Below are 21084 nucleotides of genomic sequence, written 5' to 3'. Positions count from 1 at the left end.
ATACAACGATTATTTTTTGTCACAATCACCCTTTTGTGACAGCTTGGTGGGGTGAAAGGGGAGGGAGTGATGCTCAAAACAGGATCTCCTTCCTGAGGCATCTGCTTGCTTTTTTCGCAAATTCATTCTTGACCCGCCCGCCTCCGCGGTACATAAAGCGTGCGAACCGTACCGTACGGTACCAGGAGCCGGCCATGTCCATCGACAATCAGACTTCGGAATTTACGCCGCGTCAGAACGCCGTTCTGGCGGAGGCTCTGCGTCTCCTCGTGGAGGGCGGCGACAAGGCAGTCACCACGGCCGGTCTGGCGCGCGCTGCCAATTGCTCCAAGGAAAGCCTCTACAAATGGTTCGGCGACCGCGATGGTCTGCTGTCAGCGATGATTTCCTATCAAGCCAGCAAGGTACGGACGTTTGAGCGGCCGGGTGAGCGCCTGACTGTTGCCACCCTTACAGATCATCTGGAGGTCTTTGCCCAGGATCTGCTCGAGGTTCTCGCCGGCGATGTTTCGCTCGCCCTCAACCGGCTGGCCATCGGCCAGTCGAGCCGTGACGGTTCGAAGCTCGGCACGTTGCTTCTGGAGCGTGGTCGGCGCCAGATCGATCGCCGGGCGAGGGCGCTGCTCGATGCCGGTCAGCGTGACGGCCTGTTGCGTTTCGGCGATGGCGAGGACGCGTACCGTACCCTTTACGGCCTGATCGTCAGCGATCTGCATGTCCGCATGCTGCTCGGCGAGGCGCCGCAGACCCACAAATTCGGCGCCCGGGCGACGAAGGCGGTTTCCGCCTTTCTCGCTCTCTACGGGACCGACCGCGTACTGGCGGGCCTGGATGGGGCATCCCGTTCCGGCTCTCCGATCAACAACATCCACCACAACTGAAAAGCATAGGGAAGGACACTACAATGCGCGTCTATTACGATCGTGATGCCGACTTGAACCTGATCAAGTCGAAGAAGGTTGCCATCATCGGCTACGGTTCGCAGGGCCGCGCCCATGCGCTGAACCTCAAGGATTCGGGCGCACAGAACCTCGTCGTTGCCCTGAAGGCCGGTTCGCCGACCATCAAGAAGGCTGAAGCCGATGGTCTCAAGGTCATGACGGTTGCCGAAGCTGCCGCCTGGGCCGACCTGATGATGATGGCGACCCCGGACGAACTCCAGGCCGACATCTACAAGGCCGACATCGCACCGAACATCCGCGACGGCGCCGCCATCGCATTCGCGCACGGCCTGAACGTCCATTTCGGCCTCATCGAGCCGAAGTCGACCGTCGACGTTGTCATGATCGCTCCGAAGGGCCCCGGCCACACGGTTCGCGGCGAATACCAGAAGGGCGGCGGCGTTCCCTGCCTCGTCGCAATCCATCACAACGGTTCGGGCAACGCGCTTGAACTCGCTCTCTCCTACGCCTGTGGCGTTGGCGGCGGCCGTTCGGGCATCATCGAAACCTCCTTCAAGGAAGAGTGCGAAACCGACCTCTTCGGCGAACAGGTCGTTCTCTGCGGCGGTCTCGTCGAGCTGATCCGCGCTGGCTTCGAAACACTGGTCGAAGGCGGCTACGCGCCGGAAATGGCCTATTTCGAGTGCCTGCACGAAGTGAAGCTGATCGTCGACCTGATCTATGAAGGCGGCATCGCCAACATGAACTACTCGATCTCGAACACCGCCGAGTGGGGCGAATACGTCACCGGTCCGCGCATCATCACGGCTGAAACCAAGGCTGAAATGAAGCGCGTGCTGCACGACATCCAGACCGGCAAGTTCACCTCGGACTGGATGCAGGAATACCGTGCCGGTGCTGCCCGCTTCAAGGGTATCCGCCGCATGAACGACAGCCACCAGATCGAAGAAGTCGGTGCCAAGCTGCGCGGCATGATGCCGTGGATCGCCAAGAACCAGCTGGTCGACAAGGCCCGCAACTGATCTTCATCTTCAGGGATGAATGAGAGGCCGGAGAGGGAAACTTCTCCGGCTTTTTCGTATCCGTGTGGCGTGCTCAGGCGGAGCCCACGAGCCTTTCCTCATGGTCGGTGTCAAAGACCCTGTTCCTGCCGCAGGCCTTGGCATCGTATAGCCTGCGATCGGCAAGGGCGATCAGGCTGCGCTCATCGTCTTCAGGGCCAGCGGTTGCAACGCCGATGCTGACAGTCAGGTCCGCTGATCCACCATCTGCCGTCGGCAGGAACAGGGAAGCGACGCGTTTGCGCAGATCTTCGCCGAAGACAGCCGGCTCCAGGGCATGATTGCCCTGCAGGACGACGGCGAATTCTTCTCCGCCATAGCGTGCAGCCGTGCCGTCGACGTCCCGCATGCATGCAGCGATCACTTCCGCCACCACCTGAAGTGCAGCGTCCCCGGCCTGGTGGCCCCGGGTGTCGTTGAAGAGTTTGAAGTGGTCGATGTCGATCAGGAGCAGCGCCAGAGGTTCGCGGTCATTGCGGTATCGACCGAGACGATGGCTTAACTGCACGTCGAAGCCACGCCTGTTGCCAAGGCCCGTCAGGGCGTCGGTCTCGGCATGACGGCGCAATTGCTCGTTGGCATAGGTGAGTTTCTCGTTGCTTTCGGCCAGGGCTGCCACCAGCGTTCGGGTCTTCGTCTCTGCCGCCAGGCGTCTCTCGTCCATGGCGATCAGCCGGATCATGTAGCTGGCGAGAAAGCCGACATAGGCGAGGCAGATCGGAACCATGATCCAGTTGCCCTCGCGGACCGCGACCAGGTTGATCGAGGCGATCATCACGAAAATGACCAGCAGCGTAGAACGGGGCGCCATATAGGCGCGTGCCGCACTCGATTGGAGGATGCCGCAACCGATGGCGAGGATGACCACCTGCGTGTCGGGGCTGCCGCCGCTATAGAGGATGGCAAGTGAAGCGCCCCAGGCGACGCCCGAAAGGACCGAGACAAGGGTGAATCGCTTGAGCCATTTCTGCGCCGTGTCGGATGGATGCCGTCGCCGGAAGCCAAGGTCGGCAACCCCTCGCATGATCACCTGCAGCGAGAGGATCGCAAACACGACCAGGACCTCGAACGTCCGACCCTCCATATATGGGAGGGTGGCGGCCGACAGGATCGCGATGGCTGCGACGATGTGGGGGAATATATGGAAGAGAGTGCTTAGATGCTCCCAGGGCGGATCCGCTTCATTGTCGATGCCGACCATCGGCAGGGTAAGCTTTTGCATCGGCAAGTGGCGGGTCCTTTCACTGTTGCGGAGACTATAGAGCGAATCATCTCGCGTTTTAGGCTTGCCTGAAGAAACAGCAGCAACATGGTTGCCAAACTGTAAAGTGCAGTGGTCAACCTCGATAGGTCAGTATTGTTGACCTATCGAGGTTTTCATGGTCTGCTGCCTCAGATAACAACAAGTCTTGAGGAAACACCGATGCTGAACTGGGATCATGTCTTTGCCACGCGTTCGTCCCGCATGCGCGCCTCCGAAATTCGAGAGCTCCTGAAGCTCCTCGACAAGCCGGACATCATCTCGTTTGCAGGTGGCATTCCCGATCCGGCACTGTTTCCCGAACGGGAGTTTGCCGAGGCTTATGCCGGCCTGTTTGCCGATGGAAAGGCCGGCGGCGCGCTGCAGTATTCGGTGTCTGAGGGGTATCTGCCGCTGCGTGCCTGGTTGAAGGAGGAAATGGGGCGGTTGGGCATCGCCTGCGAGCTCGACAACATCTTCATCACGTCAGGCTCGCAACAGGCGCTCGACTATCTCGGGAAGCTGTTTCTGTCGCCCGGCGACACGGCGCTTGTGACCTGGCCGACCTATCTCGGCGCGTTGCAGGCCTTCAATGCCTATGAACCTGCCTATGATCAGCTGTCGATCGGAAACCGGACGCCCGAGAGCTACAGGGCGGAGGCGGCGACGCAGGGGAGTGCCGTGAAGTTTGCCTATCTCTCCACCGATTTCGCCAATCCGACGGGTCAGACTGTCAGCCTTGAGGAGCGGCACCAGATCCTGGCCTTGGCCGACGAGCTCGACATTCCGGTGATCGAAGACGCGGCCTATCAACATCTGCGCTATGACGGCGAGGCCATCGCGCCCATCCTTGCGCTCGACATTGCCCGCAGCGGCGGCATCGACGCCTGCCGGACCATCTATTGCGGCAGCTTTTCCAAGACGCTGGCACCGGGTCTGCGCGTCGGCTATGTCGTGGCTGCCAAGCCGGTCATCCGCAAGCTTGTGTTGATGAAACAGGCGGCGGATCTGCATTCCTCGACGATCAACCAGATGGTCGTGGCCGAGGTGGCCTCACAGCACTTTCCGGCACAGATTGCGAAGATACGGGCAGCCTATGTGGCGCGCCGCGATGCCATGCTGGCGGCGCTGGAAAAATACATGCCCGAAGGTGCCGAATGGACGCGGCCGGAGGGCGGGATGTTCGTCTGGGTCACGCTGCCTAACGGTATGGACGGCGCAGAACTGCTGGCCCGGTCGGTCGAGACGGAAAAGGTGGCTTTCGTACCGGGCCAAGCCTTCTTTGCCGATCGTTCCGGTTCCAATACGATCCGGCTTTCCTATTCCTGCGCCAACGAAGCGATGATCGAGGAAGGCATCCGTCGTCTGGGCCGACTCGTCGGGCATGCGCTGGCCCAGGCGGCCTGACAGCTTTAGGCGCGCCTGCTTTGGGTTGCGGATACGGAAGGGGCGTGATTGACTGCCGTCGATCCGCCGCTTTCGCAACCGATCTCCCGTCAGGTGTTCATGTCCATTCGCATCGCGACCTTCAACATCGAAAACCTGATCGCCCGCTTCGATTTCACCGGCTATCGCAACCAGCTGAAATCCGATCGGGTGTTGAAGCTGTTCGACATCAAGTCGGAAGCCGACTACCAGCGGCTCGAAGCGGCGCGGGTCGTATCCTCCACCGACGACACCCGGCAGCTCTCGGCGCTGGCGATTGCGGACACCAATGCCGACATCCTGTGCCTGCAGGAGGTCGACAACATGGAGGCGCTCAAGGCCTTCGAATACGGCTATCTCTTCCGCATGATCGGCTCTGGCTATCGGCAGAAATATCTGGTCGAGGGTAATGACAGCCGCGGCATCGACGTTGCCGTGCTGATGCGAGAGAAGACCCGCGACGGTCAGCCGATCGAGCTGCGCGACGTCACCAGCCATGCAGCGCTCACCTATCACGATCTCGGCCTCTATCATCCGGGGCTCGGGGAACGGGTCCGGCCGGATGACCGGATCTTCAAACGCGACTGCCTGGAACTCGACCTGCGCGTCGGAGGTCGGCCACTCACGGTCTACGTGGTGCATTTCAAGTCGATGACCAATGGCCGTGATGGAATGGATGGCCGCACCTCGACCATGCCGATCCGCGCGGCCGAGGCAAAGGCGGTACGGCACATCATCGAGAATCGTTTTGGGTCAGAGAGTGCTTCGCGGCACAACTTCGTGATCTGCGGCGACATGAACGACTATCAGGAGCGCATCGACGTGATCGGAGATCGGCGCTCGGGATATGACTACGTCCACCGGCCGGATCTGCCGAGTGCGCTCGATGTGTTCTCACATGACGGTTTTGCCGAAAACCCCATGCTGCGGCGGGACCCGCTCGATCGCTGGACGCTCTATCATTCGCGCGGTCCCGAAGAGCAGCACCTGTGTCAGCTCGACTATATCTGGCTTTCCAAAGGGCTCGCACAGGCCAATCCGCAGGCGCTACCAGAGGTCATCCGCAACGGTCAGCCATTCCGCACACCCTTTCCGCCGGGGCAGGAGGTCGAACGCTATCCGCGTACCGGATGGGACCGGCCCAAGGCATCCGACCACTGCCCGATCGCCATCACCTTGCATCTGCGATGAGCGATCTCTTGACTGACGAGGTTGGCCTGCCGACCGATGGTAGCCTGTATCCGGTTCGCTCGCTGGCGCTCAGGGTGGCAGCCGATCCGCATCCGCTGGACCTCACTCAGAGCACTGCCATCTCTGCCAACTGGGAGCGTGAGGTGACGGCGAACCCGGCACTCTTCAACGGCCGGATGATCCTGCAGCGTCAGATCCGCTATCGCGATGGGCATCTTGAGGCACTCGGCCATGTGTCGAACTTTGCCACCTTCCTCTGGTGGCGGCGCCAGCCGGAGCTTGCCGGTGCCTGTCACCTGTTCGGCTATCCCGTCATCGTCTCATCCGACGGGGCGCTGGTCGCGGTCGAGATGGCGCCGCACACCGCCAATCCCGGACAGGTCTATTTTGCGGCGGGCTCGCTCGACTTGTCCGATGTCGTTGACGGGGCCTGCGACATCGAGGGCAACATGCGGCGCGAGGTGATGGAGGAGACAGGGCTCGATCTTGATCTGGCGCATGCCGATCCTGTGCTTTACGCCAGCTATCGCTCGCGACGCCTCACCTTGGCACGCGTCTTCACGTTTTCGGAGACGGCGGAGGCTCTTGCCGATCGGATCGACGCCTTTGCCCGCGATTGTTCGGAGCCGGAAATCTCCCGTGCGGTCGTGATCCGCTCTGGCGATCCTGCAGCGCAGCGTTACGGGGCCGCGATGCTGCCGATTCTCAGCTGGTATTTTCAGGATCGAGGATGATCGGGGCTCGGCTTGCCTTGCCGTTTCGCCTCGGGCAGTGTGTGCCGCGAGCGTGACCTTCAACGGAGATAGGCCCGTGGCGAGACAGTATGCCATCTATGACGTGTTCACCGACCGCAAACTGGCGGGCAATCCGCTCGCTGTGATCTTCGACGGTGCCGGCCTGTCCGACGAGATGATGCAAACAATTGCCGGAGAGATGAACCTCTCGGAGACCGTTTTCGTCCAGCCCGCCGATCACGCATCGCACACCGCCCGGATCCGGATCTTTACCCCTGGCCGAGAACTGCCCTTTGCCGGGCACCCGACGGTGGGTAGCGCGATTGCGCTGGCCGAGCGCGCCTATAGTGGCGAGACCGCCAACATGGATCTCGTTTCCGTGCTGGAGGAGACGATTGGTCCGGTGCGCTGTGCCGTCCGGGTCAGACCTGGGGAAGCGAGCTTCGCCGAATTCGACCTACCGCGCCTGTCGAGCCGCCATGAGTTGCAACTTGATCGCCAAGGGCTTGCCGATGCGTTGTCCGTCAAGGCCAGCGCCATAGGGTTTGAAAACCATGTGCCGACGGTGTGGAGTGCCGGCGTCCCGTTTCTTCTCGTGCCTCTGCACGATGTGGCGACGATCGAGAGCGTCGAATTCGAACCGCAACTGTGGGAACGCGTGGCGCCGATGAGCGAGGGGCGACTGACGTCTGCCTACATCTATTGTCGCGGCGGGGTGCATCATGCCGCAAAATTCCATGCGCGGATGTTCTCGCCCGATATGGGCATTCACGAGGATCCCGCGACTGGGTCTGCCGTGGCAGCGCTTTCAGGCGCCATCCATCATTTCGACGCACTGCCGGACGGTCATCACCCGATGATGATCGAGCAGGGGGTTGAGATGAGCCGCCCTTCCTACATTCACCTGCATATCGATGTGAAAGACGGCGCCGTCTCGCGGGCGCGGATCGGTGGTCAGGCCGTCCGCCTGGCCACGGGAACTCTGGATCTCTGAAAACATTGGGTATTTCCAGGTTTTTGAAATTTTTTTGACCAAACGGCCAAGAATTTTTGCAGCGGCGCTAGACAAGGTCGCAGATCCTGTTTATACGCCCGGTCACGCCACCAGAAACGGGGCGGACGAGACCGGAAACGGTGTCAGGCGGGTGATTAGCTCAGTTGGTAGAGCAGCTGACTCTTAATCAGCGGGTCGTAGGTTCGAGCCCTACATCACCCACCATTTTCTTCTTCAAAACAATATGTTGGCCTTATGCGCAGTTCTGCGCACCTCGGGTTTGTTGGTGTCTTCAGGGCGTGCCTGGATGGCGATAATCAACCTGACTGGTCGTTCGGCAAGCCCTTCCTGGCCGAGTCACAAACCAGCTTAGCCGGCTATCAAAAAGTCGCTGGAAAAAGCGGGCGGACATCTGTCGCTCTGGTCGCCGATGTTCTCTAGGCGTTCTCACCCCTGGTCGCGTCTGTTCCTTGTTCGTTGCGGTTTTTTGTGCGCGTTCGTTGATTTTGCCCTGTGGATAACTGTGGACAACTAAGGTAGCCGGCTCAGCGTGTCGCGCTGAACCGGGCCTGGGGCAAGACATAGGGTATCGCCGCGCTCGGCAGCCGTCCGACACTGCCAGCAATGCCGTAGACATGCGCGATGGTCCCATCGTCGATGGTTTCCTTCGGATGGCCTTCCCGGATGAGTTTGCCGTGGTGAAGGACGGCCAAATGATCTGCGAACTCGGCGGCAAGGTTGAGGTCGTGCAGAATGGCCAGGACGACACCGCCGCGTCGGGCAAAGTCACGGGCGAGCTCAAGAACCGAGATCTGGTGACCGATATCGAGGCTTGCCGTCGGCTCGTCGAGGAAGATCGCGCGTGGACGACCATCAAGAACAGGATCGGGCATCTGTGCCAGCACGCGGGCCAGCTGCACGCGCTGTTGTTCGCCACCTGATAGCGCGTTGTAGCTGCGCCCCTCAAAGCCACTCAGCCCCACACGGACGAGCGCCTGGCGTCCCGCAAGATTCGGATCGCGGCTGCCATGCGCAACGGCGCCCATGCGCACCACCTCAAGCGCCGTGAAGGGGAAGGATAGTGCTGTGGATTGCGGCAGCACTGCCCGCTCTCGGGCGAGCTCCACGGGGCTCAGCGAGGCGATACGCCGGTCCTGGTAAAGGATGTCACCGTGGTCGGGGCGCATCTCGCCCGAAAGGGTCTTCAACAGGGTGGACTTGCCCGCCCCGTTGGGGCCGATGATCACGGTGACCTTGCCGGCTTCCAGGTGAAGGCTGACCTTGTCGACGAGAACGCGTCCACCGCGGCTGATTGTGATGTCGTGTGCGCGGATCATTACAAGCCCTCCATGGCCTGGCGGCCCTGTTTGCCGAGTAGAAGCATCAGGAAGACGGGCGCGCCGAGGATCGCGGTGATGATGCCGATCGGCAGTTCTGCCGGTGCGGCGATAGTGCGGGCGACCGTGTCCGCGAGAAGCAGCAAGGCTGCCCCGCCGAGCGCGGAAGCCGGCAGCAGGAAGCGATGTGACGGACCGATCGCGAGACGCAGCAGATGCGGCACGACGATTCCGATGAAGCCAATCGAGCCGGCAGCGGCTACGGTTGCGCCACAGGCGGCTGCCACGGCGAGGATCGTCATGCGCTTCAGCCGCTGCACGGGTACGCCCATGTGGAAGGCTGCGGCGTCACCGAGGATCAGTGCGTCGAGCCCGCGTGCGACGAAGGGGATGATCGCCAGCACGAAGACAACGAAAGGCAGGATGGCGATGATTTTGTCCGTCGTTGCGCCGCTCAATGAGCCGAGAGACCAGAAAGTGATGTCGCGCAGCGCCCGGTCATCGGCGATGAAGATCAGGAGGCCGGTGGCAGCCCCTGTCATTGCGGCAATCGCAATCCCCGAGAGGATCAGGGCTGTCGTCGATGTCTGGCCGTTACGGGTGGCGATGACGTAGAGCAGGAAGGTGTTGCCGAGACCACCGAGGAAGGCCATCAGCGGCAGAAACTGTTCGCCGAACACTACCTGCAACGGAAATAGCAGTGTGGGCCCAAGCACGATGGCGATCACGGCGGCAAGTGCTGCCCCGGAAGTGACCCCGACGATGCCGGGGTCGGCCAGCGGATTGCGGAAGAGGCCCTGCATCATGGCGCCGGAGACACCCAGTGCTGCGCCGATCAGGAGGCCCATGCCGGTGCGTGGCAGGCGCACAGCTTCCAAGATTATCAGGTTCTGCTGGTCCATGCTCGCATGATCGCCGGTCACATAGGCGATCAGATGCGGCAGGCCGACGCCGGTTGGACCGATCACGATCGAAATGAAGACCGCGATTGCCAGCAGGACTGCCAGCAGCGCAAGAACGATAAACCCGAGAGCGGAGCGATCTCCGTCACGCCTGCCGAGGGTCGACATCTGGGCCAGCGTGTTCACGATTACTGCCCTTCCGGATAGAGCATGGCGTTCAGGTCACGGGCGGCGTCGGCAGCACGCGGTCCAAGACCGAGGAGATAGAGGCCGTCCATGGTGAGGAAGGCCTTGTTCGCGCCGGCCGGGGTTGCTGCAAGGGCGGGGAGTTCAAATGCCTTTTCGGCCGTCAGATGCTGGGCGCCGCCGCTCATCACGAGGATAACGTCGGGGGCTGCGGCAATCACCGCTTCATCGGTCAGCGGCTTGTAACCGGAGATCGTGGACACGGCGTTCTCGCCACCGGCCAGCCGGATCATCGCGTCTGCAGAGCTCTCACTGCCGGCCGCCATGACGCGTCCATTGGCGAGGGAGAGAGCGAACAGGACTTTCTTCTTCGGCCCTGTTGCCGCCTTCACCTTGTCTTCAATGGCTTTGAGGCTGGCCTCGACCGACTTTGCCAGTTCGTCTGCCTTTTCCGCGCGCCCGATTGCCTGGCCGATGGCGCGGATCCTTGCTGGGATAGCCGATGTTTCAGGGGGCGAGGGGATGCTGACGAAGCTGAGGCCGCTCGCCTTGAGGATGTTGATCGAATCGATAGGGCCGGCACCGGCTTCCGCGATGATCAGATCGGGTCTTTGGGAGAGGACACCTTCTGCCGAGACCTGGCGAACATAGCCGATATCAGGCTTGGAGCTTGCCTCCGGCGGATAAAGGCTCGTCGTGTCGACGGCGACCACCCTGTCCCCCTCACCGAGCGCATAGATGATCTCCGTCACGGTGCCGCCAATCGCGACGATCCGCTCGGCATCCTTGGCCCCTGCCGTCTGCGGCAGAACAAGCGTCAAAGAAAGCGAGAAGGCGAGGGCGGAGAGGAGCTTGCGGCGGGATGGGCGAAGGGACAACATGGATGTGCTCGAACCTATGATCCGGGCGCCTGGAGGCAGGCACAAAGCCGTCTCCGGATCGCCGATAATGAGAATACGCATGTGCGGGGAACTCCCGACATTTAACTTGACTGTGCTACACAAGTTTAAATAGGAAGGCAACAGAGCGCGGTCGTTTCAGAACGCCGGTTTTCGAGGTAAACTCGCCAGCCGAGCGCATGCCCGATCGCGACGATCAGATCTTGTCTTGCAAAGAGGGAAGCAGACCCATGTACATCGCCATGAACCGTTTTCGCGTCGTCCCGGGCTTCGAGGAAGCCTTCGAGAACCAGTGGAAGGCCCGCGAAGGCCGACTGGCCGAAATGCCGGGTTACATCGAATTCCACATGCTGAAGGGTCCGAAGGCCGAAGACCATACGCTGTATGCCTCGCATACCGTGTGGGAGACCCATGGCCATTTCGTCGCCTGGACCAAGTCTGAGCAGTTCCGCGCCGCCCATGCACGCGCTGGCGAGAGCAAGGTTCAGTATCTCTCTGGCCCGCATTTCGAGGGCTTTGACGTCATCATCCACGAAGACCGCTCGGGCAAGCGCTCAGCTTCCGAAGCCGCGTGAGGCCTAGATGGACACGTTGACGCAAAGCCACGGCGAAAGACGCGAGCGGGCGCTGGCGGCGCTCGCCGAAAAGCCTGACGGTGTCATCGAACAGATCGCCGCCAAGGCCGAGGTGACACCTGCCGACGTGCTCGCCAACCTCCCGGAAGGGGCCGCTGTGCTGGTGCCTTCCGAGAAGTGGGAGCCGATCTGGAAGGACCTCACATCCTGGGGCGAGATCCTGATGATCGTCCACACCGAAGACATCGTGCTCGAAGTCGAGGGCAGCCTGCCGGAAGGCAGCGAAGGCCATGGCTGGTTCAACATTCATGGCGACAGTCCGATCGGCGGTCACATCCGCAAGGAACGTTGTGTCTCGATCGCTTTCGTCGATCGCGGCTTCCATGGGCGCCGGTCTTGTTCTGTCTGGTTCATGAATGCCGACGGAAAGGCTATGTTCAAGGTCTTCGTCCGTCGCGACAAGGAGCGCAATCTCCTGGAAGATCAGGTCGCGCGTTTCGAAGCTTTGCGACAGACTTTCGCCTGAAGCATCAATTTGGCCCGCCGGTCCGTCAGGGGCGGCGGGTTCTTCCATTAAGCCCTTCTTTCTTTTGCCTTTAACTGGATCTATTGTCCTGCGGCTTTCATCCACGCACTGGACCACGTTTTGATCCGATTCCGTTCGATTTCTTTCGCCGTCGCGTTCTGCCTGCTGGCGGCGGGTTCTTCTTTCATGCTTACGCCAGGCGTCGGTCTGGCACAGGACACCGATGCCACGCCGGCGGTGACTGAGCCGGCCCCGGTTGAAGCGCCCGAGGGGCCGCAGCTGCAACCTGAGACATTGGCCCCGGCTGCTGCCCCGGTCGCGCCGCCGCCTCAACGTGACGAGCAGATCGTCGCCGCCGAGAAGCGCGTCGAGGAAGCGCGAGCGCGCCTGACCGGCCTGCGCGATCAGGTCGAGAAAAACCTCCAGGAAGACGGCGTCCTTGCAGATCTCAAGGTTCAGTCCGATGCTCTCGGGCGGGAAGCGCTTGCGATTACCGTCGATTTGCGTCCTCGGATCGATGCCATTCAGGGTCGGTTGACGGAACTGGGCGAGCCACCCGCCGAGGGGCAGCCCGCCGAAAGCGCGAGCGTCGCTGAGGAGAGGTCGCGGCTCAATGCCGCGCGGGCGGAAGTCAATGCGCTCACCGGCCAGGCCGAGGATCTGTCGATCGAGGCGAAGACGCTGTCCGATCGGGTCTCGGACACGCGTCGGGCACTGTTTACCAGCCGGCTGCTCGAGCATACCGAAATCAATGGAAGTGTGCTCGAGGAGGCGCTCCAGTCTTTCTCCGCCGATGCGGCGCGGGTTCAGCGCAGCATCACGAGCTGGCTGAGCTTCGTCATCAAGTTCAAGGCCTTGCAATTGGCCATTGCAGTTTTTCTATCGATGGCCTTGGCTTCGCTGATCCTGTTTGTCGAGTACCGTCTGTTCGGACGGATCAACAGGCGCGATCCGACCAACGAAGCCCCCTCCTATCTCAGCCGCTTCTCGGTCGCCTTCTTCTCGACGATCCTGCCGTCTCTGGCACTCAGCTTCTTTCTGGCTTCCACCTATTTCCTGCTCGATACGTTCAATGTGCTGAGAACCGACATCGCTCCGATCGTTGCATCGGTCTTTGCATTGATCGGTCTTGTCTTTTTCGTCATGGCCATTTCAAGAGCGGTGCTTGCGCCCGCGGCGCCTAACTGGCGGTTGGTCAAGCTTTCAAATAAGGGTGCGCGCGACCTCAGTATCGCAATCTTCCTGATGGCGCTCGTCAACGGTCTCGATTACGTCGTGTCCGTCATTAACGAGAGCTACAGCTCGCCAGTCGTGCTGACGGTGATGCGCAGCTTTGCCTCCTCCGTGGTCATCGGCCTGCTGCTGTTCTTCGTGTCCTTCCTGCGGCCGGTGCTCGCCGAGTCAGGGGATCCCGCTGTCCGGGGACGGCCCTGGCCACGGGCGGTGGCGATCACGCTTCGGATAGTCGGCGCCGTCCTGATCCTCGCTGCTGCCATCGGCTATGTCGGGCTCGCGCGTTTCCTCGCGACCCAGATCGTTCTCACGGGCGCGGTTCTGGCGACGATGTATATCGGCATCCTGACCGGCAAGGCGATTTCCGCTCCCAATCAGTTCGGTGAAACCAGGGTCGGTCGGTTTATCGGCCGCCGTTTCCGCCTCTCGGCTGTCGTGCTGGACCAGAGCGGTATCGGCGCCGGTCTGGTCATCTACGCCTTTGCGCTCGTGACCGGCATTCCGCTCATCCTGATGTCCTGGGGGTTCCAGCCGCGCGATCTGCAGCTCTGGCTCTTCAACCTCTTTACCGAGATAAATGTCGGCACGATCCGCATCTCGATCTTCGGAATTCTCGGCGGTATCCTGCTTTTCGCTGCCGGCCTGTTCGTGACGCGCTGGTTCCAGAAGTGGCTGGACGGCAATGTCATGGCGCGCAGCCATATCGACGTCGGCGTGCGCAATTCGGTGAAGACCGGTGTCGGTTATCTCGGTACCGGCATTGCCGGCATCATCGGCATTTCAGCAGCCGGTATCGATCTCTCCAGCCTGGCGCTTGTTGCCGGTGCCCTGTCTCTCGGTATCGGCTTTGGCCTGCAGAACATCGTTTCCAACTTCGTCTCCGGCCTGATCCTGCTGGTCGAGCGCCCCTTCAAGGTCGGCGACCACGTGATCACCGGGGTCAATGAAGGCATTGTCAAGCGAATCTCGGTCCGTGCGACCGAAATCGAGACCTTCCGGCGCCAGTCGATCATCGTGCCGAATTCCGAGCTCATCAACTCGCCGCTCGGCAACTGGACGCATCGCAACCGCATGCAGCGCTCCGAAGTGCCGGTCAGCGTGGCCTATGATGCCGATCCGCAGGAGGTGATTGACGTGTTGCTGGCCGTGGTCAACGAGCGGACCGACGTCTTGCGCAATCCCGAGCCGCATGTCGAGTTCTTGCGCTTCGGTGCATCCTCGCTCGATTTCGAACTTCGTTTCCACCTCGGTGACATCGCCGATGGTCTGCGGGTGCGCAACGAAGTCCGTATCGAAATCCTCAGACGTTTCCGCGCCCGCGACATCGTCATGCCTTACCCGCATCAGGACGTCATGCTGCATCTCCAGGAGCATGACCGGCAAGCTCTTGTCCGGCGCAAGAAACGGGCGGACGATCGTCCCGAGGTGGCGGAGGAATTGTCTCCGGACCCGGATGATGACAAACTCCTGCCATGAACGCCGCATTCAGCCGCCATTCAGGCCAAATGGGGCACAAGAGGGGCAGGAGCGGTCGGAAGTGTACCGGGCGCGATTGAGAGGACGGAGCCTTTGGCTCCGCTATCGGCATGAAGCAGTTCTATGCGCAGCTGGTTGTCGTGGTGGTTAGCAGCTTGTTGGCGGGGCCGACACTGGCAGCCTCGGTGCTGAACACCGGCAGCTCCGCCGTGGTTATCGTCGTGGTCGAAGAAGGCACACGAACCGAGATTTCGCTCGATGCCGGGGGCTCCGACACGATCTGCGCATCCGGGTGTTTCCTGACGCTGCCCAACGGAGACCGGATCGGGCTCGCCGGTGATGAAACCGTCGAAATCAAGGATGGTATCGCCACCATCAAGTGAACGGCTTTGACGCTGCTCGCCGAGATACCTGGATATTCTTGAATGCTTAACTATGCGGGAGTGTTGATACGGGCCGAGGGCCTGAGTTAACGCTTCCGCAAAGGGCCTTTGTTAGATGTCTTACAAATAAACAAGACAGTGAAGGCTGGTCATGGCAGTTCTCGGCATTTCTGGAATGCAGTATTCGGGAGAGACATTTCCCGACGTTCGGATTGTTCTCGGTGAGGACTCCAATGTCTTCACGCAGATGATCAGTCAGCGCCTGAAGGAGCTGATGGGTGTCGACATCGAGATATGCCGCACGTTCGAGGACTTGCAGATGGCCAATGAGCTGTCGCAGGAGCCGGTGGTGCTGGCGATCTCGAACATCAACCTGCCGGGCGCCGAAAACGGCGAAGCGCTGGAATACCTGATCGACTGCAACATCCCGACCGTGGTCTTCACAGGGACTTTCCAGGACGAGATGCGCGAAAAGCTGCTCGCCAAGGACATCGTTGACTATATCCTCAAGGACAATGTCTTTGCCGTCGAAATGCTTGCGGAGTCGGTCTATCGCTTCCTGACCAACCACCGTCACCACGTTTTGATCGTCGATGACAGCCCGACCGCACGCGCCCTTCTGTCGAGCCGCCTGCGCCGCTACAATTTCCGCGTCAGCCTCGCCGAGAGTGGCGCCAAGGCGATCGAGATCCTGAAGGCCAATTCGGATATCGGCCTCGTGGTCACAGACTACAACATGCCCGATATCGACGGTTTCGAACTGACGCGACGCATCCGTTCGGTGCGCGGGTCGCATGAACTGCGAATCATCGGCGTCTCGTCGTCGACCAACCGACTGCTGTCGGCACGCTTCCTGAAGGTTGGCGGAAACGACTTCATGCTGCGTCCCTTCATCGACGAAGAGTTCTATTGCCGCGTGAACCAGAACCTGGACACGCTCGTTCAGATTAAAGCTGCGCAAGCCCGCAAAAAATAGGTGCGACTTATAATTAAGGTCGCTAGTGTTCTGCCGAGGGAGGAGGTCGCTTGTTGAGCGATCTCGGGAATTCGGTGGATATTTTATGTATTTTTCTGAGCAGTTTGACACCAAGCCCGCTGTCGTGGGTTCAAAACGCGCGGAGCAGGGCCGAGTCCTGATCATCGAGGATTCCCGCGCGGTCTCCCAGGTGATGCGTCACCGATTGGAAAACGACTTCTTCTGCCAGGTGACCCAATGCGCCTCGGCAGACGTCTTTCGCAACGTGATGCGCGGCGGTGAGAAGTTCGACGTCGCAGTCGTCGATTTGAACCTGCCCGGTGCATCGGACGGCGAAATTCTTGATGCCGTGATCGCTCAAGGAATTCCGGCGGTCGTGTTCACTGCCGACTTCAATCGTGACCTGCGCGAGCGTCTGCTACAGAAAGGCGTCGCCGATTACCACGTCAAGAACAATGAAGGCGCGATCGACCTCGTCGTCTCGTCGGTCCTGCGCCTCCTTGGCAATCGACAGGTCGGCGTGCTCGTCGTCGACGACCTGCCTTCGGCCCGGGCCATGCTGGCCGATCTCCTGCGTGTGCAGAAGTTCCAGGTCTACGAGGCGTCGACCGGATATCAGGCCATGGATATCCTGACGCGCCAGCCGCATATCGAGCTCGTGATTACCGATTACAACATGCCTGACATGGACGGCTATGAACTGACGCGACGAATCCGCCGCGACCACAATAGCGACCGTCTGAGGATCATCGGCATTTCCTCGTCCGCCGACCGCCTCTTGTCGGCAAGCTTCCTGAAGGCCGGCGCGAATGACTTTGTCTATCGTCCCTATGTCATCGAGGAGTTGCAGTGCCGTATCCAGCACAATATCGAAACGCTTGCGCAGCTCAGGCAGCTCCGCGTGGCCGCGTTCAGCGATTATCTGACAGGTCTTCCTAACCGTCGCTACTTTTTCGACGAGGGGCCGGCGCAAGTGGCAGGACGTCTCGAGCGGCGCGAGCCATGCTGCATCGCCATGCTCGACATTGATCATTTCAAGAAGCTCAACGACACCTATGGCCATGAAATCGGCGACCGGGTTCTGCAGGCGGTCGGTGCCAAGCTCGCGCGCCGGCTCGACGGCAGCGGTCACCTCATGGCCCGGCTCGGTGGCGAGGAGTTCAGTGTCTTGATGCTGGGCCTCGATGTCGAAAAGGGATCAGCGCTCTGCGAGACATTGCGGCGCGAGATCGAGAGCCTGCGAGTGGCACTCGACGACCAGGATATCAACGTGACCATCTCGATCGGGCTTGCGGAAATCGCCGGACGGGAGAGTTTCAGCAATTATCTCGCAGCGGCCGACCAGTTGCTTTACCTCGCGAAAAGCTACGGCCGGAACCGTGTCTATTCCGAGACCATGCTTTCCTGACCTGAATTCCATTGCGCTCTGGTCGTGCCGCGGGCGTATGCCCATATGTGTGCGACCATCCGCAGCCCGGAGAGTCAAATGCCTCCCATTATTTCTATCAATTCTCTCTCCAAGACCTATTCCAACGGTTTCAAGGCGCTCGACAGCGTCAGTTTCGACATTGAAGAAGGCGAGATCCTCGCACTTCTCGGTCCCAACGGCGCCGGCAAGACGACGCTGATCTCGATCATCTGCGGCATGACCAATCCCAGTGGCGGGCAGGTGACGGTCTCCGGTCATGACGTGGTCAAGGACTTTCGCAAGACCCGGGCCGAGATCGGTCTGGTGCCGCAGGAACTGACGACCGACATGTTCGAGACGGTGTTCAACACAGTCAGTTTCTCGCGGGGCCTGCACGGCAAGAAGCCCGATCCCGCCTATATCGACCAGATCCTTAGGGATCTCAGCCTCTACGAGAAACGCAACAATGCGCTTCGCGAATTGTCGGGTGGCATGAAGCGGCGGGTGTTGATCGCCAAGGCGCTGTCGCACCAGCCGCGCATCCTCTTCCTCGACGAGCCCACCGCCGGCGTCGACGTGGCGCTGCGCAAGGACATGTGGCAGCTCGTCGAGCGCCTGCGCAAGACCGGCGTGACCATCATCCTCACCACCCACTACATCGAGGAGGCGCAGGGCATCGCCGACCGTGTGGGCGTCATCAATCGTGGCAAACTGCTGCTGGTCGAGGAGAAGAATACGCTGATGCGCAAGCTCGGGCGCAAGCAACTGACGATCGTGCTCACCGAGCCAATCCAGGCGATACCGGCAGCGCTTGCCGGCTATTCTCTGGCACTCGGAGAAGATGGCCGCGAACTTGTCTACGATTACGAACTTGGTAGCGAAGACGGAGAGATTGCCCGGCTTCTGGCTGCGATCGATGCCGCCGGCCTGAAATTCAGCGATGTCTCCACGCGCCAGACGTCTCTGGAAGACATTTTCGTCTCGTTGATCGGAGAGGCTGCATGAACATCGAAGCGATCAAGTCCATCTATGTCTACGAGATGGCGCGGATGCGCCGCACACTGCTGCAGAGCGTGATCTCGCCTGTCCTGTCCACAGCGCTCTATTTTATCGTCTTCGGGGCAGCCGTTGGCTCGCGCATGGAAGAGATCGGCGGCGTCTCCTATGGCGCCTTCATCACGCCCGGTCTGATCATGCTGGCGCTCATCACCCAATGCGTCTCGAATGGTTCGGCGGGCATCTATTTCCCGAAGTTCACCGGCACGATTTATGAAATCCTCTCGGCGCCGGTGGCGATGACGGAGATCCTGATCGGCTATGTCGGAGCTGCTGCCACGAAGGGCATGATGATTGGGCTGATCATCCTGGCAACGGCGATGTTCTTCGTCGATCTGCAGATCGAACATCCCGCACTCATGCTGTTCTTCATGGTGCTGACATCGATCACATTCAGCCTCGCCGGCTTCATCATCGGCATTTTGGCGAAGAATTTCGAGCAGTTGAGCCTCGTGCCGTCGCTGGTCGTGCCGCCGCTCACCTTCCTGGGCGGTACCTTCTACTCGATCGACATGCTTCCGCCGTTCTGGCAGGCTGTCAGCCATCTCAATCCGGTGCTCTATCTGGTGAGCGGTTTCCGCTGGAGCTTCTTCGAGGTGTCGGATGTGCATCCGCTCATCAGCCTCGGCATGATCGGCATTTTCCTCGCCGCATGCCTCGGTTTCCTCGCCTGGATCTTCAAGACGGGCTACAAGCTCCGACCCTGAAGCGATCCGTCAATCACGCAGCCTGAGTTCGTCAGTTTGCATCTGCATGGAACTCAGCGTCGAGAGAAAACTCATGCCGAGAAGGCTCTGGTCGAGCAGGCCTTCTTCGAGCACGACGGCATCCACGTTTGTTCGAACGATGGGACCGAGCCGCATTTCAGGAATGCGCAAGGGGGCAGCGGAGGCGCGACCGTTGGCGGTAAGCACCGTGCGGGTGAAGCTGAGCTCGCCAGGATCGATCCCCATCAGCATGGCGTCTTCGTAACGCAATGCGACGGAACTCGCTCCGGTGTCGATCAGCACGGGCACGGCGACGGCACCAATCTCGACCGTGGTCTCGAAATGCCCACCGAGCGCCTTGTGCAGGATCACTTCGGCGGAACCATCGGCTGTCGTGACTGTAATCGCCCGACCCGGGATCAGGCCTGCGAGAACACGCTCGCCAACGCTGCGAAAATCGCCGCGATAGAGATAGCCGGTGACGAGGACGAGAGCGATCAGCACCCAGATCGCCATCTGGCGCAGGCTCTGGCCCAGATTGCGCCGGCCGACCAGAATCCCGGCCGAGATCATCAGCAGGATTGGTAGCGCCACGACCAGGCGGCCGAAGGCTTCGTTGTCCAGGCCGAAGCTTTGGCCGCTATCGTGGTTCATCACGAGAATGACGAGGCCGATCGCAAGAATGGCGATGCCGATAGCAAAACGCATCAGCCGCCCTCGCGTTCGCGCACCAGTCGCGTTCGGCGCGTTTCGCGGCGGGGCTTGCGCTCGACGTTTTCGAGGCGCGCCGGCAGTTCAGCCATGATCGATCGCCGCTCGAGGCCGGTATAGCTCGTCCACAGGCCGATCTCTTCGCGCGTTCGGCCGCAGCCAAAGCAGTAGCCGGTCTTGTCATCGATCGAACAGATCAGAATGCAGGGAGATTCCATCGCGAGCCCTTTGGTTTCGCTCCTATATCGGTCGCTCAGAGAATGATGGCAAGGGCCACGAGGAAGGCGATCTCGCAGAGTTGTTGACTGGCGCCGATCGTGTCGCCGGTATGCCCATCGATGCGCCTGCGGCAGTGGCGCGTGAAGGCCGCCACGATGCCGGCCGCAAACAGACCGGCGGCAAACCACGCGTGGAACGGGAGGGCAAGGAGGCCGATGCCGGCCGTCAATACGCCACCGAGAAAGAGGGCTATGCGCGTCGCCTCCGGATCAGGGGCGCCGGCCGATCCAGCCACGCCATCCGGCCGAGCCGAGGGCAGGGCGGACCAGTGCCAGACCATAAGGCTTCGGCTGAGGTTTGCTGCAGCCAGCCAGGCAAGGGCCATGGCAAGCGGTGGTAGGGTTTCGATCAGGATCGCGAGCGCCGCGACACGGAGCGCGATCGACAGGATCAGCGCCAGCGCACCATAGGTGCCAATGCGGCTATCCTTCATGATCGCCAGCGCCTTCTCGCGGCTGCGACCACCTCCGAGCCCGTCCGCGGTGTCTGACAGGCCGTCCTCGTGCAGGGCGCCGGTCAGCATGACCTGCAGCCCGATACCTATCAGAGCCACAAGCACCGGGTCGACACCGGAGGCCGACAGGAGTGCCATGATCAAGGCAGCGGGGAGGGCGATGATCAGGCCAGCCAGCGGGAATCCGGCGACCGTGCGGCTAAGGCTTCCGTCATGGCCTGCAAAGAAGCGATCCGGTACCGACAGGCGGCTGAGGAAGGAAATGGCACGCGCCGTTTTCGTGACGAGGTTCTCGACGACCTGCATGGTTCCTTTCCGTTTCGTTCTCGACCGCCTGCGTCGCTTTTTTGAGTTGAGCGGCGCGGGTCCGGTCTCTATGAGAGAGGCCACAAAGCCTGATTTGCTGGAAGAATACAAGGAAGCCCGACC

General features: G+C 60.8%; 21 protein-coding genes and 1 tRNA gene. 15 read left to right on the top strand and 7 right to left on the bottom strand.

Annotated elements, in window-relative coordinates; genetic code table 11:
• Positions 1-194 precede the first annotated feature (194 nt).
• Together IP85_RS18190 and ilvC are read left to right on the top strand one after the other, a co-directional pair.
• Entirely contained in the window at positions 195-881 is a 687-nt protein-coding gene (locus IP85_RS18190) for a TetR/AcrR family transcriptional regulator (RefSeq protein WP_054151078.1), read from the top strand.
• A 23-nt stretch (positions 882-904) separates the two neighbouring features.
• Positions 905-1924, top strand: a complete 1020-nt coding sequence (ilvC, locus tag IP85_RS18185; protein WP_054151077.1) for a ketol-acid reductoisomerase — start codon at positions 905-907, stop codon at positions 1922-1924.
• A 73-nt stretch (positions 1925-1997) separates the two neighbouring features.
• Here the strand turns inward: ilvC and IP85_RS18180 are convergent, their stop codons facing one another.
• Positions 1998-3185, bottom strand: a complete 1188-nt coding sequence (locus IP85_RS18180) for a GGDEF domain-containing protein (RefSeq protein WP_054151076.1) — start codon at positions 3183-3185, stop codon at positions 1998-2000.
• Between the two features lie 201 nt (positions 3186-3386).
• Between IP85_RS18180 and IP85_RS18175 the strand changes: the two genes are divergently transcribed.
• The 5 genes from IP85_RS18175 to IP85_RS18155 all read left to right on the top strand — a co-directional run bounded on the left by IP85_RS18175 (position 3387) and on the right by IP85_RS18155 (position 7772).
• A complete protein-coding gene (locus IP85_RS18175; RefSeq protein WP_054151075.1) occupies positions 3387-4610 on the top strand; it encodes a PLP-dependent aminotransferase family protein in 1224 nt (407 codons plus the stop codon).
• A 99-nt stretch (positions 4611-4709) separates the two neighbouring features.
• On the top strand, positions 4710-5819 hold the full coding sequence (locus tag IP85_RS18170; protein WP_054151086.1) for an endonuclease/exonuclease/phosphatase family protein: 1110 nt from the start codon (positions 4710-4712) through the stop codon (positions 5817-5819).
• Positions 5820-5827: 8 nt separating this feature from the next.
• Positions 5828-6553 carry an NUDIX hydrolase gene (locus IP85_RS18165; protein WP_348625565.1) on the top strand — a complete coding sequence of 242 codons (726 nt, stop codon included), beginning with the start codon at positions 5828-5830 and terminating at the stop codon, positions 6551-6553.
• A gap of 76 nt (positions 6554-6629) precedes the next feature.
• Positions 6630-7547, top strand: coding sequence for a PhzF family phenazine biosynthesis protein (locus IP85_RS18160; protein WP_054151073.1), 918 nt, complete (start codon positions 6630-6632; stop codon positions 7545-7547).
• A 149-nt stretch (positions 7548-7696) separates the two neighbouring features.
• Positions 7697-7772 (top strand) — tRNA-Lys (locus tag IP85_RS18155).
• A gap of 320 nt (positions 7773-8092) precedes the next feature.
• Here the strand turns inward: IP85_RS18155 and IP85_RS18150 are convergent.
• Genes IP85_RS18150 through IP85_RS18140 form a run of 3 tightly spaced genes read right to left on the bottom strand, consistent with a single transcriptional unit; the run spans position 8093 to position 10934 of the window.
• Entirely contained in the window at positions 8093-8884 is a 792-nt protein-coding gene (locus IP85_RS18150; RefSeq protein WP_054151072.1) for a heme ABC transporter ATP-binding protein, read from the bottom strand.
• Positions 8884-9954, bottom strand: coding sequence for an iron ABC transporter permease (locus tag IP85_RS18145; protein ID WP_156322969.1), 1071 nt, complete (start codon positions 9952-9954; stop codon positions 8884-8886). The genes IP85_RS18150 and IP85_RS18145 overlap by 1 nt, the downstream gene beginning before the upstream one ends.
• Positions 9955-9974: 20 nt before the next feature.
• Positions 9975-10934: an ABC transporter substrate-binding protein gene (locus tag IP85_RS18140; RefSeq protein WP_245280901.1), complete on the bottom strand. Its 960-nt coding sequence runs from the start codon at positions 10932-10934 to the stop codon at positions 9975-9977.
• A 167-nt stretch (positions 10935-11101) separates the two neighbouring features.
• Between IP85_RS18140 and IP85_RS18135 the strand changes: the two genes are divergently transcribed.
• From IP85_RS18135 to IP85_RS18100, 8 genes are all read left to right on the top strand, one after another.
• Positions 11102-11446, top strand: coding sequence for an antibiotic biosynthesis monooxygenase (locus tag IP85_RS18135; RefSeq protein WP_054151069.1), 345 nt, complete (start codon positions 11102-11104; stop codon positions 11444-11446).
• A 7-nt stretch (positions 11447-11453) separates the two neighbouring features.
• The gene (gene hutX, locus IP85_RS18130; RefSeq protein ID WP_054151068.1) at positions 11454-11972 is read left to right on the top strand and encodes a heme utilization cystosolic carrier protein HutX; all 519 of its coding nucleotides are present in this window, start codon (positions 11454-11456) and stop codon (positions 11970-11972) included.
• A gap of 186 nt (positions 11973-12158) precedes the next feature.
• The gene (locus tag IP85_RS18125; RefSeq protein WP_245280900.1) at positions 12159-14681 is read left to right on the top strand and encodes a mechanosensitive ion channel family protein; all 2523 of its coding nucleotides are present in this window, start codon (positions 12159-12161) and stop codon (positions 14679-14681) included.
• Between the two features lie 110 nt (positions 14682-14791).
• A complete protein-coding gene (locus tag IP85_RS18120; RefSeq protein WP_054151066.1) occupies positions 14792-15064 on the top strand; it encodes a hypothetical protein in 273 nt (90 codons plus the stop codon).
• Between the two features lie 151 nt (positions 15065-15215).
• Positions 15216-16040, top strand: coding sequence for a response regulator (locus tag IP85_RS18115; protein WP_054151065.1), 825 nt, complete (start codon positions 15216-15218; stop codon positions 16038-16040).
• A gap of 85 nt (positions 16041-16125) precedes the next feature.
• Entirely contained in the window at positions 16126-17448 is a 1323-nt protein-coding gene (locus IP85_RS18110) for a response regulator (protein ID WP_054151064.1), read from the top strand.
• 78 nt (positions 17449-17526) lie between these two features.
• The gene (locus IP85_RS18105; protein WP_054151063.1) at positions 17527-18453 is read left to right on the top strand and encodes an ABC transporter ATP-binding protein; all 927 of its coding nucleotides are present in this window, start codon (positions 17527-17529) and stop codon (positions 18451-18453) included.
• Entirely contained in the window at positions 18450-19211 is a 762-nt protein-coding gene (locus IP85_RS18100) for an ABC transporter permease (protein ID WP_054151062.1), read from the top strand. The genes IP85_RS18105 and IP85_RS18100 overlap by 4 nt, the downstream gene beginning before the upstream one ends.
• A 9-nt stretch (positions 19212-19220) precedes the next feature.
• Here the strand turns inward: IP85_RS18100 and IP85_RS18095 are convergent, their stop codons facing one another.
• From IP85_RS18095 to IP85_RS18085, 3 genes are read right to left on the bottom strand one after another with little or no spacing between them, the layout of a single operon-like run.
• Positions 19221-19922, bottom strand: a complete 702-nt coding sequence (locus tag IP85_RS18095) for a TIGR02281 family clan AA aspartic protease (protein WP_054151061.1) — start codon at positions 19920-19922, stop codon at positions 19221-19223.
• On the bottom strand, positions 19919-20140 hold the full coding sequence (locus tag IP85_RS18090; RefSeq protein WP_054151060.1) for a DUF1289 domain-containing protein: 222 nt from the start codon (positions 20138-20140) through the stop codon (positions 19919-19921). The genes IP85_RS18095 and IP85_RS18090 overlap by 4 nt, the downstream gene beginning before the upstream one ends.
• Positions 20141-20175: 35 nt before the next feature.
• The gene (locus tag IP85_RS18085; RefSeq protein WP_054151059.1) at positions 20176-20961 is read right to left on the bottom strand and encodes an adenosylcobinamide-GDP ribazoletransferase; all 786 of its coding nucleotides are present in this window, start codon (positions 20959-20961) and stop codon (positions 20176-20178) included.
• Between the last annotated feature and the right edge of the window lie 123 nt (positions 20962-21084).

It is taken from the genome of Rhizobium sp. AAP116 (genome assembly GCF_001295785.1).
Classification (GTDB): domain Bacteria; phylum Pseudomonadota; class Alphaproteobacteria; order Rhizobiales; family Rhizobiaceae; genus Allorhizobium.
Note: the sequence above shows the minus strand (reverse complement) of the source record. Positions and strands in the feature narration are given on the sequence as shown.

Coding starts and splice junctions, on each gene's coding strand:
- IP85_RS18190 (WP_054151078.1), top strand. CDS start 195: ATGTCCATCGACAATCAGACTTCGGAATTTACGCCGCGTCAGAACGCC.
- ilvC (WP_054151077.1), top strand. CDS start 905: ATGCGCGTCTATTACGATCGTGATGCCGACTTGAACCTGATCAAGTCG.
- IP85_RS18180 (WP_054151076.1), bottom strand. CDS start 3,185: ATGCAAAAGCTTACCCTGCCGATGGTCGGCATCGACAATGAAGCGGAT.
- IP85_RS18175 (WP_054151075.1), top strand. CDS start 3,387: ATGCTGAACTGGGATCATGTCTTTGCCACGCGTTCGTCCCGCATGCGC.
- IP85_RS18170 (WP_054151086.1), top strand. CDS start 4,710: ATGTCCATTCGCATCGCGACCTTCAACATCGAAAACCTGATCGCCCGC.
- IP85_RS18150 (WP_054151072.1), bottom strand. CDS start 8,884: ATGATCCGCGCACACGACATCACAATCAGCCGCGGTGGACGCGTTCTC.
- IP85_RS18145 (WP_156322969.1), bottom strand. CDS start 9,954: ATGTCGACCCTCGGCAGGCGTGACGGAGATCGCTCCGCTCTCGGGTTT.
- IP85_RS18140 (WP_245280901.1), bottom strand. CDS start 10,934: ATGCGTATTCTCATTATCGGCGATCCGGAGACGGCTTTGTGCCTGCCT.
- IP85_RS18135 (WP_054151069.1), top strand. CDS start 11,102: ATGTACATCGCCATGAACCGTTTTCGCGTCGTCCCGGGCTTCGAGGAA.
- hutX (WP_054151068.1), top strand. CDS start 11,454: ATGGACACGTTGACGCAAAGCCACGGCGAAAGACGCGAGCGGGCGCTG.
- IP85_RS18125 (WP_245280900.1), top strand. CDS start 12,159: ATGCTTACGCCAGGCGTCGGTCTGGCACAGGACACCGATGCCACGCCG.
- IP85_RS18120 (WP_054151066.1), top strand. CDS start 14,792: ATGAAGCAGTTCTATGCGCAGCTGGTTGTCGTGGTGGTTAGCAGCTTG.
- IP85_RS18115 (WP_054151065.1), top strand. CDS start 15,216: ATGGCAGTTCTCGGCATTTCTGGAATGCAGTATTCGGGAGAGACATTT.
- IP85_RS18110 (WP_054151064.1), top strand. CDS start 16,126: ATGTATTTTTCTGAGCAGTTTGACACCAAGCCCGCTGTCGTGGGTTCA.
- IP85_RS18105 (WP_054151063.1), top strand. CDS start 17,527: ATGCCTCCCATTATTTCTATCAATTCTCTCTCCAAGACCTATTCCAAC.
- IP85_RS18100 (WP_054151062.1), top strand. CDS start 18,450: ATGAACATCGAAGCGATCAAGTCCATCTATGTCTACGAGATGGCGCGG.
- IP85_RS18090 (WP_054151060.1), bottom strand. CDS start 20,140: ATGGAATCTCCCTGCATTCTGATCTGTTCGATCGATGACAAGACCGGC.
- IP85_RS18085 (WP_054151059.1), bottom strand. CDS start 20,961: ATGCAGGTCGTCGAGAACCTCGTCACGAAAACGGCGCGTGCCATTTCC.